This is a genomic window from Niabella aquatica (genome assembly GCF_054779315.1).
Window position 1 is genome coordinate 47,789 of sequence record NZ_BAAGYM010000027.1, and the last position, 16,483, is coordinate 64,271.

13 protein-coding genes and 1 pseudogene are annotated in these 16,483 nt (G+C 43.0%); 8 read left to right on the forward strand and 6 right to left on the reverse strand.

Annotated features, from left to right (window positions below; genetic code table 11):
* Positions 1-121 precede the first annotated feature (121 nt).
* Positions 122-1,195: a redoxin domain-containing protein gene (locus ACYVBM_RS17680; protein ID WP_460687027.1), complete on the forward strand. Its 1,074-nt coding sequence runs from the start codon at positions 122-124 to the stop codon at positions 1,193-1,195.
* 12 nt (positions 1,196-1,207) lie between these two features.
* Here ACYVBM_RS17680 and ACYVBM_RS17685 read toward each other — a convergent pair whose 3' ends face one another.
* The 4 genes from ACYVBM_RS17685 to ACYVBM_RS17700 all read right to left on the reverse strand — a co-directional run bounded on the left by ACYVBM_RS17685 (position 1,208) and on the right by ACYVBM_RS17700 (position 8,759).
* Positions 1,208-4,078, reverse strand: coding sequence for an alpha/beta hydrolase family protein (locus tag ACYVBM_RS17685; protein WP_460687028.1), 2,871 nt, complete (start codon positions 4,076-4,078; stop codon positions 1,208-1,210).
* A 91-nt stretch (positions 4,079-4,169) separates the two neighbouring features.
* Positions 4,170-5,636: an AAA family ATPase gene (locus ACYVBM_RS17690; protein ID WP_460687029.1), complete on the reverse strand. Its 1,467-nt coding sequence runs from the start codon at positions 5,634-5,636 to the stop codon at positions 4,170-4,172.
* 147 nt (positions 5,637-5,783) lie between these two features.
* Positions 5,784-7,103: a dihydrolipoamide acetyltransferase family protein gene (locus tag ACYVBM_RS17695; protein WP_460687030.1), complete on the reverse strand. Its 1,320-nt coding sequence runs from the start codon at positions 7,101-7,103 to the stop codon at positions 5,784-5,786.
* A gap of 375 nt (positions 7,104-7,478) precedes the next feature.
* Positions 7,479-8,759 carry a CinA family nicotinamide mononucleotide deamidase-related protein gene (locus ACYVBM_RS17700; protein WP_460687031.1) on the reverse strand — a complete coding sequence of 427 codons (1,281 nt, stop codon included), beginning with the start codon at positions 8,757-8,759 and terminating at the stop codon, positions 7,479-7,481.
* A gap of 74 nt (positions 8,760-8,833) precedes the next feature.
* Here ACYVBM_RS17700 and ACYVBM_RS17705 point away from each other — a divergent pair, with 74 nt between their 5' ends.
* From ACYVBM_RS17705 to ACYVBM_RS17720, 4 genes are all read left to right on the forward strand, one after another.
* Positions 8,834-9,739, forward strand: coding sequence for a DUF6528 family protein (locus tag ACYVBM_RS17705; RefSeq protein ID WP_460687032.1), 906 nt, complete (start codon positions 8,834-8,836; stop codon positions 9,737-9,739).
* Entirely contained in the window at positions 9,736-11,118 is a 1,383-nt protein-coding gene (gene dacB / locus ACYVBM_RS17710; RefSeq protein ID WP_460687033.1) for a D-alanyl-D-alanine carboxypeptidase/D-alanyl-D-alanine endopeptidase, read from the forward strand. Before ACYVBM_RS17705 ends, dacB begins: the two co-directional genes overlap by 4 nt.
* 67 nt (positions 11,119-11,185) lie before the next feature.
* Complete coding sequence (gene mgrA / locus ACYVBM_RS17715) at positions 11,186-12,175, forward strand: L-glyceraldehyde 3-phosphate reductase (RefSeq protein WP_460687034.1); 990 nt, start codon at positions 11,186-11,188, stop codon at positions 12,173-12,175.
* A gap of 26 nt (positions 12,176-12,201) precedes the next feature.
* Positions 12,202-12,939 carry a hypothetical protein gene (locus tag ACYVBM_RS17720; RefSeq protein ID WP_460687035.1) on the forward strand — a complete coding sequence of 246 codons (738 nt, stop codon included), beginning with the start codon at positions 12,202-12,204 and terminating at the stop codon, positions 12,937-12,939.
* A gap of 1 nt (position 12,940) precedes the next feature.
* On the opposite strand, the gene ACYVBM_RS17725 is transcribed toward ACYVBM_RS17720, so the two are convergent.
* Positions 12,941-13,747, reverse strand: coding sequence for a 5'-nucleotidase, lipoprotein e(P4) family (locus tag ACYVBM_RS17725; protein WP_460687036.1), 807 nt, complete (start codon positions 13,745-13,747; stop codon positions 12,941-12,943).
* A gap of 208 nt (positions 13,748-13,955) precedes the next feature.
* Between ACYVBM_RS17725 and ACYVBM_RS17730 the strand changes: the two genes are divergently transcribed.
* The 3 genes from ACYVBM_RS17730 (at position 13,956) to ACYVBM_RS17740 (ending at position 16,189) form a co-directional block, all read left to right on the forward strand.
* Complete coding sequence (locus ACYVBM_RS17730; protein ID WP_460687037.1) at positions 13,956-15,257, forward strand: Gfo/Idh/MocA family protein; 1,302 nt, start codon at positions 13,956-13,958, stop codon at positions 15,255-15,257.
* A gap of 103 nt (positions 15,258-15,360) precedes the next feature.
* Positions 15,361-15,780 carry a hypothetical protein gene (locus ACYVBM_RS17735; protein ID WP_460687038.1) on the forward strand — a complete coding sequence of 140 codons (420 nt, stop codon included), beginning with the start codon at positions 15,361-15,363 and terminating at the stop codon, positions 15,778-15,780.
* Between the two features lies 1 nt (position 15,781).
* Positions 15,782-16,189 (forward strand): thiol-disulfide oxidoreductase DCC family protein, encoded by a 408-nt coding sequence (locus tag ACYVBM_RS17740; RefSeq protein WP_460687039.1) that lies wholly within the window; start codon positions 15,782-15,784, stop codon positions 16,187-16,189.
* Between the two features lie 27 nt (positions 16,190-16,216).
* On the opposite strand, the pseudogene ACYVBM_RS17745 reads toward ACYVBM_RS17740, so the two are convergent.
* Positions 16,217-16,483, reverse strand: a pseudogene (locus ACYVBM_RS17745) (hypothetical protein); the annotation flags it as partial.

Genomic DNA, 16,483 nt, shown 5'->3' on the forward strand with positions numbered 1-16,483 from the left:
TAAATTATAGCAGGATAATTTTGCAACCAGCCCGGTGTATGGGCCATCTGTTTTTCGATTAACAAGTAAGCTGCCGGCTTTTATGCTGTACGCAATCTTTTTTAAATTGTAAATATCTTTAATGAAATTCTTATCGTTCCTCACTATTTTTTTTCTTCCTTTATGCTCATTTGCACAGCAGTTAACATTAACTGGTACTATTTCGGGATTGACTGATAATACTGCGGTATCGCTTACCGATCTTGAGAACCCCGGCGCTCCGCTAGCCGAAACTACATCAAAAGCAGGCGCTTTCAGGCTTTCTGCAAAGCTGGAAGGGGCTTCTTTGCTGGGCTTGAGCGTGGGAGACAGTATTAAAACAGCAGTGCTTTTGGGCAACGAAACAGTCAATGTATCCGGCGCTGTTGATCAAAAACCCGACGATTGGAGCTTTACCGGTTCTGTGATCCAAAACAGCTTTAAAGATTTTCAGAATATATTTGTACCAAAGTTCTCCCAGCTCAACCAGATGGTGCGGGAAATGCAATATGCCGATGGTACTTTAACGGGCGATAAGAAGCTGCAAAATGCCATTGATGATATTCAAAAATCGGTAGACAATTTCATTGCTAAAAATCCTGCTTCCCCCGTAAGTGCTTTGGCTATTTTGTCCACCATCAGCATTACAGATGATATAGATGTTTTAGAAAAACGCACCAACAGTTTGAAACCAGCTGCTTTGAGCAATGTATTTGGCGGCCAGCTTAAAAAAGCGGTTGTGGATGCCCGGTTCCACGCAGTAGGCAGCATCGCGCTCGATTTTTCGCAGGCAGATACCTCGGGCCAGCAGGTTTCTTTATCACAGTTCAGGGGTAAATATGTGCTGATAGATTTCTGGGCAAGCTGGTGCGGCCCGTGTCGTAAAGAGAATCATTTTCTTGTAAAAACTTTTAACCGGTATAAAGACAAAAATTTTACGGTATTAGGTGTGTCGCTGGATGAAGATAAGGAAGACTGGTTAAGGGCGATTGCCAAAGACGAGTTGAAATGGACACAGGTAAGCGATCTTAAGGGTTGGGAAAACGAAGTGGCTATGAAATACCGTATCACATCTATTCCGAGAAACCTGCTTGTTGACCCCGATGGGAAGATCATCGCAAAAGATCTGAGGGGAGACGATCTTGACGCCAAACTTGAGGAGATCCTGGGAAAATAAGTGATGGTGATTTTATTGCGCTAATTCCAGGCCCCGATTATTACCCTTATCAATTGCCGGAACGCCTTCCAATAGCCATTTGGCAGGCTTGTCGCCTTTTAAGAGCCAGTCAAAAAATTGTTGTTCCCGTACCTGTATATCCTTCCTGTTTTTGCGTTGTACAAGATTATGCTCTTCGCCGTTATAGTTTAGCATCCATACCTGTTTGCCTAATCGGCGCATCCCGGTAAATAATTCAATTCCCTGATACCAGGGAACGGCGCCATCATTATCATTGGCCATAATAACTAAGGGCGTTGTTACTTTGGGCAGATGGAACAGGGGTGAGTTCTCAATATATAATTCAGGTTTTTCCCATAGCGTGGCACCGATACGACTTTGTGTTTTTTCGTATTGAAACTGGCGGTTCATACCGCTGCTCCACCTGATGCCGCCATAGGCGCTGGTCATATTGGCCACAGGGGCGCCCGACCATGCGGCTGCAAATATAGGCGTCATGGTTATTAGCTGCGCTACCTGTATGCCGCCCCAGCTTTGTCCCTGGATCCCCATGCGATTGGCATCTACCCAGCTATGCCGGGTTAATGCCTTCGCGCCGCTTACTATGTAATCGTATGCACTTTTTGCAGGATGCCCGATGGTATAGGAAATATCAGGAGTCATCACCACATACCCGCGGCTTACAAAAAAAGAAATATTCAGGCGGCTGGCTGTAGGCGCTGGCGGAATATATTTGTAAAGGTTGTCCGACAGCTTTTCATAAAAGTATAAAATAACAGGATACTTTTGGGTGCTGTCAAAATTTTCCGGTTTATATAAAATGCCTGTGGCTGCTTTACCCGAGTATGTTTTCCAATAATATAAAGAGGCCGTACCCCAGTTATATTTTTGTTGCTGAGGATTAATGGCTGAAAGTTTTTTTTCTTTCCCGTTCTGGTAAACATATATGTCAGGAGATTGCGTATAGCTTTCTTTGGTATACACATATATGGCTGTGTCCCTGGCCTTCGTTACCTGGTCATAGGAAAAAGGTTGTTCGTTGAAGATTTCCCGATCAAATAGCAGGCTGTTTACCTTATTATTTTCCAGAACCTTCAATCCGCTTTTTTTGGTTACATGATTAAATGTTTTTAAAATGCTTTTATCGGCAGACCTTATATATTTTTCGTCTGCATCAGTTTGTACATAGCGGTAGGTGGTCTTGCCTTTTCTACTATTACCTGTAAGATTTACAGGCGCTGCTTTACCTGCTGGGTCTGCCAGCCAGATGTCATACCTGTCATAAATTAAAATATGCTGATCTCCATCCTGCCATCCCATTATGCCGTACGGAGAAGGGTTGTCCGGTACATCGTTCTCTTCATCATACAATGGCGCTTTTATCGCTGCGGTTATATTTTTTACGTTGATGCCATCGAAAGAGTAATAATGCCTTGTCTGGTTATTATACCATAAAACATATTTGCCCGACGGCGATATCCAGGTTGGCCGTATATCTCCATCCAGGTTTTTTATAGCAGGGATGAAGCTTTCATTAGCCGCATCAAAAAGATATACATCTTTAAGGGTACTTCCCGTCCACTGAGATGCCACGCGCCGGCCGGTATCTGTTACTGCTACAAAATAACGGGCATCAGCATTAGTACCTTCATACACATTGGGTAAATATTTGCTTCCCACCTGAAGCATTTTGCGGTTGTTAAAATCATAGACCGCCAGGTAACTTTTTTCCCTGTCTTTTTTTTGATTTTCTAACTGGTAAGGTTGCAGATAATCATCCTTGTAATTCCATACATCCACGTTCACTTTATCAATATCAAGACTTGTATCTTTTGGCGGCCGTACAGGCGATGTGCCAAATAAGAGCCTTTCTCCTGATTTACTGAAGCTGATTTTTGCAAACTCACTTACAGTGCTGCCTTTAGGAAAATGGTTTGTTAATGTGTCTACTAAAATAATGGCGCTGTCCATAGCCTGCTTATAATACCAGAGTTTATAAAACCTGCTGAATGCTTTGTGTTTTGCATCCCGCTCTGCTACAAAGGCAACCTGATCTCCGTTGTCTGATATAGTGAGATTCTTAAAGTCGTTGCCGCCCCGTATTAAAGTATCAGCTTTTTTCGTGTTTAAATGATACAGCACAATGCGGGCCGTTTTAGCTGTATCTTTCAGGTTTAACGTTTGTTCCAGCAACAAATGTGTTCCCTTGGTATTAAAGACATAGTCATTTACATTAATGAATGATTGTTTGTCTCCGTTCGCCGTATTGATCAGTAACAGGCGATTGTTCTTCCCCGGATCAGCAATACTGTCTTTTTCCTCCCCGGCAGGCGTTATGGTACTGATAATATATTGTAAAGAATCAATCACCTGTCTGAGGCTGTCCTTACTTTTATCTGATCTGTAGCCTGGTTTGGGTTGAGGCTGGTTTCGGAATAAGCATGCTACCCATTCATTTTCTTCTTTTGGCATTTGAAACGAAATCAGGTTCGGGTACTTTTGAATGTCGTTGCTGCCTAATTCCATTATTGCGAAGCTGTCCTTAGGCATTTCGTCGGCTTTTTTCTTCCTGATCTTTGCCGCTCTTATATCCTTATACAATGGCTTTATCTTAAAAACCACATGCCTGTTATCTCCTGTAATGTTCGCATCATACCCGCGGGGAATTATTTTTTTGTAAGTGTTCACTCTTGATTGTATGACCAAATCATCATCACCTTCCTGCACTTTGATAGTATACACGATCCAGTTCCCATTGTTACTGATCTTTATTTTTTCCACAGACTGCCATGCGTCATACACCGTGTGGTTCAAGGGCTTTTTCTGTGCAAAAGCCGCGGTGTGTAAGGCTGCTATAAAAGCATATAAGATCAGTTGCCTCATGAGATTCTTATTGTAAATTCCTGTAATTTAAAAAAATATTGCAAAATGTAGGAAGGTCCATATTAATGACCGCTTATCCTGGATCGGTATGCTATGCAAACAGGTCTTTCATTGTCACTTCTGCCTGTACCCTGCCAATGTAATAATCGTTCTTTTTTACTCCATATGTAGTAATAAATGTAGGAAAAATAGTTTTTCTCGTTTGTGTTTGCTCCCGGAATACGGTAATTTTATGATCCAGTTCACCTGCGTATTTCTTATCGATTACAAACTCCCCGGCAGCAAATTTTATTTCACATACATTCATGCAGTGGTCCTGCCGGTCCAGCAACAGGTCTATTTGTGCTCCGGCAGCGGTTTGTACTTTAGGATGGTAGCGCCAGGCCGAATTTTCTGTAAGCACCCCTGCAATCCCCAGAGCCCGTTTTATTTGAAGGGGATGTTTTTGACAAATGGCTTCAAAAGCAAGGCCACACCAGCTTTTATAGGATTGTCCTGTTGCTGTTTTTTGCCAGGTACCTGTTCCGGTAGCCCGGGCGTGCGCTACAAACTTCATAAAGAACAAACTGTATTCATCCGATAGTTTATAGATACTGTCGCGGGACGTTTTTTCAAACGGAATGTATTGAGCAATGAAGCCCGATTGCTCCAGCTCATCGAATATCCGGGTGGTTCCTCCTCCTGTGGTAAATCCGCAGGCCTCTATCAGTTCATATCGGCTCATGCCGGAAGGCTTTTTTGCCAATGCCCGTACAATGGCCTCGTGGTTACCGGCGTTATTAAACAGTGAGCGGTAGAGGTTATTAAATTCGTTTTTTAAAAAACCATTTTTTTCAAAAAAAAGCTTATCAATCGCCTGGCTGGCGCTTTCTCCTTTGTTTACCTGTTTCAGGTATAGCGGAATGCCGCCCATTGCCATATAAAGCTGTAAGATCTGGTACTGATCCAGCCGGATTTGCCTGCTTTTGAGATAACGCGCGCATTCAGCCAGGGAAAAGGGCAGTAAACGAATGGTGCGGCTAACCCGGTTATGCAGGCCGCCCCGGTTGTTGATGATGTTTTTTATCATCCAGGAAGCTGCCGAACCGCAGATAATCACTTTTAACTGTGGCTGCAGGGAAGCCCAGGTATTCCACCAATGACCAAAGGCTTCCAGGAACTTCGATTTAGGTGTATGTATCCATGGAAATTCGTCGAAGAGTACCACTGTTGGTTTCTTTCCCAACTTTGTTTTTAAAAAGTCGGTAAGCATGGTAAACGCCTGGATCCAGTTTTGAGGGATTGCAGGAGGAATCGCGATGGTTGCGGCTGCTTGTAAGGCCTGGCTAAAATTAAACAACTGATCCTGAAGGCCGGCTTCGTGCATACCGGTAAATTCGAAGGCTATCTGCGACGCAAAGTAATTACGTACCAGGAAGGTTTTTCCTACCCGTCGCCTTCCGTACAGGGCAATAAGTTCAGCCTCACCAGAGTTTAGTGCCTCTTTGAGGATTGTTTTTTCATCCGTTCTTCCTATTACTTCCTGTGCCTCGGTATGCGTATTGATATAGTTGTCCATAAACATACTTTTTATATAGTTGTGGACAAATATAAATTTTTATAATTGTCCATAAGTGTATTTTTTTTGTAGTTATGGACAAATATAAATTTAAGGCTGGGGGTATAATAGGAATTCCCCAACAAAAGCCAAAAAGCTCATGAAAAGTTAGAATTCCCTGGGCTGAAAATTTTCCAGCTCCTTAGCTACCGCTGTTACAAAAGTAGCGCCCAGGCTACCATCAATAATACGATGATCGTAGCTCATGCTGATATACATCATGTGGCGGATGGCAATACTGTCTCCATGCGGGGTTTCTATAACAACCGGACGTTTTTTGATAGCGCCCACAGCCATAATAGCTACCTGCGGCTGGTTGATAATGGGTGTACCCATCAGGCTGCCGAAAGTTCCTATATTGGAAAGTGTAAAAGTAGCGCCTTGTGTATCATCTGGCTTTAGCTTGGAGCTACGCGCTGCATTGGCCAGGTGGTTGACCTGTTTGGCCAGGCCCACAAGGTTCAGCTGATCTGCATTTTTAATCACAGGCACGATCAGGTTGCCATTAGACAAAGCCGCGGCCATGCCTATATTAATATCTTTCTTTATAATGATCCGGTCTCCATCCACCGAGCTGTTTATTAACGGGAATTTTTTAATGCACTTTACAATAGCTTCAATAAATAAGGGGGTGAACGTGATCTTAGTGCCTTCACGTTTCTCAAATTCATTTTTTATGGCATCCCGCCACTGCACTATATTCGTAACATCAGCCTCACTAAAGCTGGTTACATGCGGGCTGGTATGTACGCTGCGTACCATGTGCTCTGCAATCAGCTTGCGCATACGGTCCATTTCAATGATTTCCACGTTACCGCTGGCTTGTGTAGCCGGCCTTTCAAGTGCAGTTACGGTGGCAGGCTCCCGGTTTACTGCTTTTGCAGGCACATCGCTTTGGCTACGCCTGGCAATATAATCCAGGATATCATTTTTTGTTACACGCCCTTCGTTACCGCTGCCATTTATCTGCTCCAGCTCACTCAGCGGGATACTTTCTCTTGCAGCAATATTGAGCACCAGCGGCGAATAGAATTTCGCACTGCTGCTGTTTCTTAAACCTGTTTCCTTATTTATTTGAGAGGATACTACTTCGGCGGGTGTGTCTTTTATATCTTCGGCATGACCCGCTTTTTCTTCTGCAACAGGTGGTTGTGCCTCAGCTTCCGGTATGATATTTTCGGAGCTTCCTTCGGTCTGGATCTTAGCAATAACGGTGTCTACCGGCACTACATCATTTTCTTTGTACAGTATCTCCGTAATAATGCCTTCGGCAGTGCTGGGTACTTCACTATCCACTTTATCGGTGGCAATTTCCAGCACGGTTTCATCCATCTTCACAGTATCACCTACGTTTTTTAACCATTTCAGAACGGTTGCTTCCATTACGCTTTCGCCCAGCTTAGGCATTACCAGATCAACTATTGCCATTGTAATAATTGTTTTTTAATTTTTTACCCGGCTGCATTGCTACTATCATCCATGTTGCGTCGCACACTTTAACTGCTGTATAAGTGGCAGCATAGCTGATACGAGTAAAATGCAGCTTCACAAAAGTAGGGAAATGAAATTAACCTTTCAGACCGGTTATGAAATATGCCACAGATGCACGAATATTAACCTAATCTCATGCCAACCATATTTTTATACCAGTTATGCCAGGCTGAGCTTGCCGGCGCCGCTTCCGGTAACCTTTCTTCTTCTGATAACCATTGGAACAGGGCGACAGTCAATACGCCATTTTATGCTGGCACAAATTGCGAACGAAGCAGTAAACCAACAACTCATTCTTGCGTTAATGGCAGTTTATTGCGAATTTTCAATAATAAACTTCCTTAGCAAATTCAACGCCTGTTGTGCCGTGGATTGTATATTTCTATCCCTGTCGTAACCAAGGTTTAAAAGTTTGGTAACCGTTTTATTTTTATTTCCTGCCGCGATCCAAACAGTCCCTACGGGTTTTTCGTCATTATCTGAAGGAGGCCCCATAATGCCGGTGGTAGCTACTGCATAATCGGCATCAAATTGTTCAAGTGCGCCTGCAACCATTTGTTTTGCGGTAGACTCGCTAACCGCGCCTTCGGTTTCCAGCGTCTCATGGCGTATGCCTAAAATCTTTTCTTTGATATTGTTATTGTAAGTAACTGCAGCTCCGTTAAAATGAGATGAGGATTTGGGTACGCTGGTGAGCAAGTGTGCTATATAACCTCCTGTGCAGCTTTCTGCAGTGGCCAGGGTCTTTTTCTGTTTCTGCAGCAGCTTGCCAATAATTGTTTCCAGTGTATCATCATTGTCTGCAATGGCAATTTCTTTTAAAGCGGTACATATTTGTTCATACGGCATTGCCATTTCCTTTTCCAGTAATTCCTTATTGGTACCCCTGCCGGTAAGCCTTAGTTTTACCTGTCCGTAACCAGGCAAATAAGCCAGCCTGATATGTGGCGGCAGGTGCTGTTCTATCTCTGCTATTTTTTCTGCAACCAGCGATTCTCCCATACCAAACGTGGATAATACTTTATGTGCTACGGTATATCCTCCAAATGTTTCAATAATTTTTGGCAGAGCTTCTTCGGTAAATATTTTTTTCATTTCATAGGGAACGCCCGGCATAGATATAAAAATTATTTTTTCTCCGTCCCTATTCTGACCTTCGAACCACATGCCCGAGGCGGAGCCATGAGCATTATGCAATAAGGTACAGCTTTCGGGTAAATCAGCCTGTTTGATATTTTGTTCGGTTAAGTAGGCCTTTCTTTTATAAACATTTACATAAAGGTTATGTAAATGCGCCAGCACTGCTTCGTTCCGTACCAGTTTTGTTTTAAAATAATCGCACAGCAATGGTTTGGTAATATCGTCGGCAGTAGGACCGAGTCCGCCTGTAATAATGATGAGCCTCGAATATTTTCTTTCTTCATCCAGCGCCTTCCATATATCATCATACACATCGCCCACGGCCACACGCCGTTTTACCCATATACCGATCTTATTCAGTTCCTGGCCTATAAACGCGCTGTTGGTATCAATGGTTTGTCCTATCAATAATTCATCGCCAATCGTGATAATAGAAGCATTTGTTTCATTCATTTCCGGGGTATTTAAATAACAAATATCTTTGAAATAGTTCTAAAGAAAAAGTAAATTCAAATACAATACTAAGAGTGAGAGGTGTCTTCTTATTAATATTTTTCCTGTTCGCGGGTTTTTGTTTTAATGCAGCAGCACAGTGGGACCTTGTGGCCTGCGGAGATGACAAGGTGATGCTTATCAATAGCAGGAAGTCAGTGAAAAAACAGGCTGCTGTTGCCTGGACATGGACCGTGGCAGAAGCTGCTGATCTTCCTTTTCCATATCGTAAACTGATGGTGCCGCTGGATGAATGCAAGCCTGTGGATAACGGCAAAAAAATATTACTGACCTCTTCAGGCGGAGGCGCTGTTTTATTGGATGTACCAACAAAAAAAGTACTTTTTTATGCAAAGGTTCCTATGGCACATTCTGCGGAAATATTGCCCCATGGGCGAATTGTTGTAGCATTATCTACACATAAGGCAGGCAATAGTATCCAATTATATGATATTGCAAGGCCGGATCAGCTACTGTTTAAAGATTCTTTATATTCGGGACATGGGGTAGTATGGGATACAGCAGCTGATCAACTTTTTGCACTGGGCTTTGATCAATTGAGAGCGTACGAGCTGAAAGATTGGAATACCGCATCGCCCGGATTGAAATTGGTGCAGTCCTGGAAACTCCCGGACGAGGGTGGTCATGATCTGTCGGCTATTGATAACGGCGAGTTGCTGGTAAGCACCCATCATAATGTTTTTGTCTTCAATACCAGAACAGGCACATTCCGTGTATTCGATATGCTTGCAGGAAAGAAGGATATTAAATCGGTTACTTACAATAGCAAAACTCATAGACTGGTATACACCCAGGCCGAAGAAAGCTGGTGGGCACATCATATTTATCAAAAGAACCCGGATCAAATTATTGAAATACCAGGCGTAAAGCTGTATAAAGTACGTGTTTTACCTAATAAAAAAATCAAGGATCTATTATGATCAGAACAGTCGCGTTGTTTTTATGTTTCTGGGGCATTTCATTTGCAGGTATTGCTCAGAAAAGCTCCAGGTTGTCAGCCGCTATGGATACGTTTAATAACGATCCGCAATTGAAATTTGCTACATTAGCATTGTATGTTATAGATGGCGCTACAGGCAAAGTTATTTTTGACCAGAACGGAAGCATGGGGATGGCTACCGCCTCTACGTTAAAAGTGATCACTGCTGCTACCGCATTGGATATACTGGGAAAGGATTATACCTACGAAACCAGGATCGGCATAGTTACCACCCCTAAAGGTAAGAGCCTCTATATACAGGGTTCAGGCGATCCCACTTTCGGCAGCTGGCGCTGGGAAAATACAAAGGACAGCCTTATTTTACAGCGCATAAAAAATGCTGTCAGGCAATCGGGTGTAACACAATTTGAATCTGTTATCATCAATACAAAAGCATGGAAGGAGGATGACGATATTCCCGGCAGGTGGATATGGGAAGACCTGGGCCAATATTATGGTGCCGGTTCGCAGGGACTTAACTGGCGTGAGAACCAGTTTGATCTTATGCTGAAGTCAGGCAATAATATTGGAGACCCGGTAAGTATTGTCAAAACGGTACCCTATCTCTATGATTATAAAATTGTGTCCCAGGCTACGACAGCAGGAAAAGAAACGGGAGATGAGTCTGCGCTTTACTATCCGTCAAAAGGAGAAAGCCACGGCGTTTTAAAAGGAACCATTCCTGCCGGAAAAAGCAGCTTTATTGTTTCCGGCTCTCTTTATGATCCCACAAGGCAGTTTGTCAAAACGATCATTGATGAGATCAGCGACTTTGCCACGGTAAAAGATAATGCTATTGAAATTACCGGAAAAACTTTTGATGATCCTGCCTGGATATACACGCACACTTCTCCTGAGCTGTCAAAAATTGTTTACTGGTTTTTACGTAAAAGTGTGAACCTTTACGGAGAAGCATTGCTGCGGACGGTGGCGCTGAAAGTAACCGGTGAGGCCAGCACGGAAAAGGGTATCGAAGTGCTGCAAAAATATTGGGCGGATAAAGGGATAGATAAAGAGGAGCTGCATTTGTACGACGGGTCGGGCCTGTCGCCGCAGAACCGTATTACACCCCGGGCAGAGGTAGCGGTATTAAAATATGCAAAAAAACAGTCCTGGTTTCCTGAGTTTTATGATGCGCTGCCTTTATATAATGATATGAAAATGAAAAGCGGTACTATTAACCGGGTAAAAGGATTTACAGGATATCAAAGATCGAAAGAAGGCAAAGAGTATATTTTTTCTATACTCGTTAATAATTACAATGGCAGCCAGCTGTCTTTAGTGCGGAAGATGTATAAAGTGCTGGATAATCTGAAATAACCTGGGCCTTAATTTTTTTGATTAAATTGATTAATAGCTATATTTAAAAATATCCAAATTAAGAACTATGAAGTTTTCGGAGCAACGATATAACAATATGCAATACCGCCGTTGCGGTAAATCCGGCATTTTATTGCCTGCTATTTCTTTAGGCCTGTGGCATAATTTCGGTGATGTGGACGACGAAAAAGTGTATCGTAAAACATTACATACCGCGTTTGACAATGGCATTACGCATTTTGACCTTGCCAATAACTATGGGCCGCCCCCCGGAAGCGCGGAAGTGAATTTTGGGAAGATATTACATACCGATTTTAAAGCGCACCGGGATGAGCTGATCATTTCTACCAAGGCCGGATATACCATGTGGCCCGGACCCTACGGCGATTGGGGCTCGAAGAAGTACCTGGTGAGCAGTCTTGACCAGAGCCTGAAACGCATGAAGCTGGACTACGTGGATATTTTTTATCACCACCGTCCTGATCCTGATACGCCTCTTGAAGAAACAATGGTGGCACTGGATCTGATCGTAAGACAGGGAAAAGCTTTATACGTGGGCATTTCCAATTACAAAGCGCCCGAAGCAAAGAAAGCGATTGCTATGCTACGAAAACTGGGCACTCCCTGTTTGATCCATCAACCTAAATATTCCATGTACGAACGCTGGGTGGAAGATGATTTGCTGGACCTGCTGGAAAGAAAAGGCGTAGGATGTATCCCTTTTTCACCATTGGCACAGGGACTATTAACCAACAAATATTTAAGAGGCATTCCTAAAAATTCCCGGGCAGCCAAGGCGCATGGCTTTCTGCAAAAAGATGCTGTAACAAAAGAGCGTGTGCAGCAAATTCAAAAGTTAAATGATGTAGCAAGGCAACGCGGGCAAACCCTGGCTCAAATGGCTTTAGCATGGTTATTGAGGGATGAAAGGATAACTTCTGTACTGGTGGGAGCAAGCAGCGCTGCACAATTGCTGGACTCTTTAAAATGCCTGAATAATATTAATTTTGATAAAGCAGAACTGGATGCGATTGAAATAATCTTAAAAGAGGTCTGATTATTTTTCAATATAAAATGTCTTGTATGAAACTAAATAATACGCTCGCCATTCTTCTTCTGTTTTGTTCTGTTGCTTGGTTGGCCATGAAAAAAAATGAAGCGCAGTTCAAAGCCGATTCGCCCGAAGGTGCATGGAGGCTTGGTTATGAAGGACAGGATTTTGTAATATTGCTCCAGGACGGGTATTGTATGTTTACGCAATACAGCCTTCCCGGTAAGAAATTTGTCCTTTCTTCGGGCGGTCCTTATACTATTGAAGATGGCAAAATAAAGATCAAAATACAGTTTAACAGCGCTGATCAAAGTGACGTAGGCAAAGAACATGCGTATGAATTTGCACTTAACAAGGATGAACTCATTACCAGGATGGAGGATGGCGGCTTTAGCCTTACCTGGAAACGCATCGATGCCGGTGGGCAAAATCTTGCCGGAAACTGGCGCATTACACAAAGGAAACAAGGAGATGAAATGGCCGATATTCCATTACGTGCCAGGAGAACTTTAAAGCTGTTAACAGCTACCCGATTTCAATGGGCCGCAATCAATATCGAAACAGGCGAATTTTCCGGAACCGGCGGTGGTACCTATACTTTTAAAGACGGCAGGTACACCGAGAATATTGAGTTCTTTTCCCGTGACAGCTCACGTGTGGGCATGTCTTTAAGCTTCGACGGCAAACTGGAGAATGGCGACTGGATCCACTCTGGAAAAAGCTCTAAAGGTGATCCCATTTATGAGATCTGGAGCAGGATGAAGGAATAACTTAATAGGATTTAGCATTTGCCTTCCATGCCGAATCTTTTTGAGCAGGAGTTAAACTATAATTATATTGATATAATGCGCCTTCCCAGTCGCCATAGTTCGGGTTAGGGAGTACAATGAATCTTTTGCCGAACTCATCTTTATTATTCAGCACATTTGCGGTTCTCTCCTCACCTGGTTTCTTATCAAACAGAACAGAAAAGTCGCCCAGGTTATCGCCTATCAGCAAAACTATATTGAATTTTTGGGCTATATCTGAGCGCCGGGGTTCTTTACCTGATGTGGTGGTCATGGTAAGTAAATGCTCCTCATCGGCGTTGGGGAACCCGAATTTTTGCAGATTGCGGATGGTAGCTTCGCGCCCTTCCCGGTTCCGGTTGGTCACATAAAACACTGTAACACCTTTTGCTGCCGCATTTTTAAAGAACGCGGGTGCGCCGGGTATGGTATCTGCATCATCCCTGTTTACCCATTCGTTCCAGGAAGTATTGTCGAAATCTTTACCCTGCAAGGCACGGTGTATGGCATAAGGGCTGTTATCCAGAGCAGTTTCATCAATGTCGGTGACAACAGCAAGCGGTTTTTCAGGAGGATTTTGCAGTGATTCGTTCAGGCGAAGCTCCGCCAGGTTATATGCCTGTTCGCAAAGTGCCTTGTACTCTGCCGACTGCTGCATCCAGATGGCAGTAAATAGCTTGCCATTTGGTATAAAGTCAGCGGTACTGTTCACAGATGTTTGGCTTACCTGAGCCGTTTTGCAGCCCGAAAGCAGACAGATAAAAAGCAATATGTGTAATGCAGATTTCATAATTGTAAGTAAGTTGAGCATGCAAATGTAAGCAGACTAATGGTGGCTTTCTAGAAAGAATGACCAAAAGCTAATGCGCTGTGAGCACCTATTTGTGCATTTGTGGGTTGAAACTCCGCGGGTTTGTGGGTTCACCCTCAGAATTCCGAAATATATTAACCCCTTTAATATTTGATTATTAAATTTACAGCCAATAAAAATTTTGCCAATGAATAATCGTCGTGATTTCATCAGGAAAACAGCAATTATAGGCGCCGGATCTTTTTTGTCGGCTGATTTGCTGGCAGCGGTGAAAGGAAAAGTATCCGCTAATGATAAAATTGGTGTGGGTATCATTGGTTGTAAAGGCCAGGGATGGAGTAACCTGAATGCTTTGTTAAAAGTGCCGGAGGTGCAATGTGTGGCGCTGTGTGATATAGATGATAATATCCTGGCACAGCGAATGGGCGATCTGCAGAAATTGAATATAAAACCTAAAACCTATACCGACTATCGCAAGATGCTTGCCGATAAGGACGTGGATGTTGTGGTAGTGGCTACCCCTGATCACTGGCATTGCCTGCAAATGATTGATGCCTGTGCCGCTGGTAAAGATGTGTTTTGCGAAAAGCCGGTATCCAATTCTATTTATGAGGCGCAGCTGATGAACAAAGCAGCACAGCGCTATAATCGGGTGGTGCAGGTAGCGCAATGGCAGCGCAGCCAGCAGCATTTTAAAGACGCGATTGCTTTTGTACATTCCGGTAAACTGGGACAAGTATCTTCTACTAAAGCCTGGATGTACAGGGGCGGTACTACGCCATTACCCGTGGTTCCAGATGGAACCGTTCCGGCAGGAGTAAATTATGACATGTGGCTGGGTCCTGCAAAAAAACGCCCTTTCAATAAAAACCGTTTTCATTACGAGTTTCGCTGGTTCTGGGATTATGCTGGCGGGTTAATGACCGACTGGGGGGTGCATCTTATTGATATGGTGCTGATGGGCATGAAAGCAGGAACACCAAAATCAGTTATGGCTACAGGAGGTAAATATGTTTTTCCTGATGATGCGCGTGAAACACCTGACATACAAACCGCCTTATATGATTTTGGCGATTTCCAGATGAGCTGGGAGCATAATATGGCAACCGGTATAGGTTTGTACGGTATGCAGCACGGGATAGCATTTATCGGGAGCAACGGAACTTTATTGCTCAACCGCGGAGGCTGGGAGGTAAGGGGAGAAAAAGATAAGCTGGAATCTGTGCCCTGGACCAAATCGGTTGACAGGGGACTGGATCTCCATGCTGCAAATTTCATTGATGTTGTAAAATCCAGAAAAAAAGAAGATCTGAATTGCCCGTTTGATGCAGGTGCTAAAGTGGCCATTGTAAGTCATTTTGGAAATGTGGCAGTTCGCACCGGCGAAAAAATATACTGGGATGAAGCAAAAAATAAATTTAATGTGGATAAGGCAACACGGTTAGTGAAACCTGTTTATAACAACGGGTGGAAATTACCGGTTGTGTAGCTTTGCAACCGGGGAGCGTTCTTAAGACTTTTTGCTGATCGATCTCAAGTCTGGGGTAATGTAACAATAGGAACATCCTGATCAATATTAAAAATTAAAACATATGTTAAGAGTTTTATTATTAATAACACTATTTATTACTTTTTCCTGTTCCCGGAGGTCAATAGCAGTAGGAGAGGAGATGACAAAGAGCTATGCCTTGAAAATAAATGAAAAGGCGGCTATGGCTAATGTGGTTATCACACTGAAACAAGTGGATGATAACCGCTGCCCGGCAAATGTGAACTGTATAAGGGCCGGAGAAGCTATTGCGGTTTTAAATGTAGTGATCAACAATGATAATGAACGTAACATCAGTCTTTGTACCGGCGCTGATTGTAGTGGAAGAGCATTAAGCGAAGCCTATACCTTATCTGCGCCAGATCGGAAATACCTTTTTAAACTGGATAGCATAACGCCCTATCCCGGTACGGTTGCACAAGAAGAAAAAAAAGTTCATTTTTCAGTGAGCCAGCCTAAATAAAATGATAGAAGCTAACCATATTATTCTTTTTGACGGCATTTGTAATCTTTGTAACAGTGCTGTTCAGTTTATATTAAAACGGGATGAAAAAGGTGTTTTTAAATTTACAGCTCTTCAATCTGATAAAGGCAAAGCGTTATTGGCCGCATCCGGTATGCCGGCAGCTCATTTAAAATCTTTTGTTTATATACACAATAATAAAGTGTACACCCGCTCTGATGCGGCTTTGAAAGTGGCCGCTCAATTATCGTATCCGGCAAGATTGCTATCCTGGTTTATTATTGTGCCGAAGTTTATAAGAGATATTGTGTATGACTTGATAGCAAGAAACCGTTATAAATTATTTGGCCGGAAGAATGAATGTATGTTGCCAACCCCCGAATTAAGAGCACGTTTTATTGACACCTGATATAAGCTTTTTGATTTATTGACCATTTCATACAACGGCGTTAGCTGATCTCATCCTGTTGTATAAATAGATATCAATGCTGCAGATCCATAACAGAAAGGTAACAAACGTTATCTTTTGAATGACTGGTAAATAAACGATGAGTTCGCTGCTGTAATAAACGTAATTGTTTTGTGCTACAAGTAATATATTGAGGGTCTTCCTGAAAATATGTAATGCAGTGTAGGCTTGTATTTTATTAGCAAAAGAATATAAAAAATGCCTCATTTGGAGCAAAAATTGCTTTAAGTGAGG

What these genes read in the sequence shown, in the direction of transcription:
- ACYVBM_RS17725 (WP_460687036.1), bottom strand. Translation starts at nt 13,747, where the DNA reads ATGAAATCTGCATTACACATATTGCTTTTTATCTGTCTGCTTTCGGGC.
- ACYVBM_RS17685 (WP_460687028.1), bottom strand. Translation starts at nt 4,078, where the DNA reads ATGAGGCAACTGATCTTATATGCTTTTATAGCAGCCTTACACACCGCG.
- mgrA (WP_460687034.1), top strand. Translation starts at nt 11,186, where the DNA reads ATGAAGTTTTCGGAGCAACGATATAACAATATGCAATACCGCCGTTGC.
- ACYVBM_RS17680 (WP_460687027.1), top strand. Translation starts at nt 122, where the DNA reads ATGAAATTCTTATCGTTCCTCACTATTTTTTTTCTTCCTTTATGCTCA.
- ACYVBM_RS17695 (WP_460687030.1), bottom strand. Translation starts at nt 7,103, where the DNA reads ATGGCAATAGTTGATCTGGTAATGCCTAAGCTGGGCGAAAGCGTAATG.
- ACYVBM_RS17730 (WP_460687037.1), top strand. Translation starts at nt 13,956, where the DNA reads ATGAATAATCGTCGTGATTTCATCAGGAAAACAGCAATTATAGGCGCC.
- ACYVBM_RS17735 (WP_460687038.1), top strand. Translation starts at nt 15,361, where the DNA reads ATGTTAAGAGTTTTATTATTAATAACACTATTTATTACTTTTTCCTGT.
- ACYVBM_RS17690 (WP_460687029.1), bottom strand. Translation starts at nt 5,636, where the DNA reads ATGGACAACTATATCAATACGCATACCGAGGCACAGGAAGTAATAGGA.
- dacB (WP_460687033.1), top strand. Translation starts at nt 9,736, where the DNA reads ATGATCAGAACAGTCGCGTTGTTTTTATGTTTCTGGGGCATTTCATTT.
- ACYVBM_RS17720 (WP_460687035.1), top strand. Translation starts at nt 12,202, where the DNA reads ATGAAACTAAATAATACGCTCGCCATTCTTCTTCTGTTTTGTTCTGTT.
- ACYVBM_RS17700 (WP_460687031.1), bottom strand. Translation starts at nt 8,759, where the DNA reads ATGAATGAAACAAATGCTTCTATTATCACGATTGGCGATGAATTATTG.
- ACYVBM_RS17740 (WP_460687039.1), top strand. Translation starts at nt 15,782, where the DNA reads ATGATAGAAGCTAACCATATTATTCTTTTTGACGGCATTTGTAATCTT.